General features: G+C 39.7%; 1 protein-coding gene. It reads right to left on the bottom strand.

Annotation, left to right across the window (positions count from 1 at the left end):
* The coding region (locus AB5935_RS27285) for a triple tyrosine motif-containing protein (RefSeq protein WP_368328012.1) at nucleotides 1-711 on the bottom strand (711 nt) is incomplete at both ends.

Here is a 711-nt window from a genome sequence, read left to right on the forward strand (position 1 = left end):
CAGTAATTTATTATAAATGGAAGGAGCAAAGGCCTGCATTTGCAACAATGTCTCCATCTGCCCTATAATGATCGTAAGCGGTGTACGGAATTCATGAGAAATATTCGTAAAGAAACGAAGTTTGGATTGGTTCATCTCCTCCACATCACGGATATGCTGCTGTTCATATTTCAGTGATTCGCGAAGATGGAAACGTGTCTGATAAGTCCTGATTACATAATATAAAAGTCCGCCGACAATTGCTATATAAATAAGGTACGCCCACGTCGTTTTATAGAAAGGCGGCAACATGCGAATATCCAACCGATAATCTGCCTGAAACGCTTTATTCTTACCAATCGATTTAATCAACAACGTATAGTCTCCGGCAGGCAGATTAGTATAGGTGATTGTATTCTGTCCGCGTGTGCTGGTCCAGTCCTTCGAGAAACCATCTAACCGATAAACGATTTCATCTTTGTTTGCCGGAAGATAATTGGATGTCGCAAACTCGAAACTGAATATCGAGTGATTACTTTTCAAAACAATAGAAGAAGCATCGTAAAGAGAAACCGGAAGAATCCCCGAATTATCGCCTACATGAACTTCATTTCCATTCACCAACAACCGATCAGGAATAATCCGGTAATGCTTGTATATAATGTTCAACTGTTTTTCGTAGAAAGAAACCATACCGTTCATTCCTCCCAAAAAAATTTCTCCATCCTTAGT

This window comes from Phocaeicola sp. RTP21198st1_B8_RTP21198_201120 (assembly GCF_040929485.1).
GTDB lineage: Bacteria > Bacteroidota > Bacteroidia > Bacteroidales > Bacteroidaceae > Phocaeicola > Phocaeicola dorei.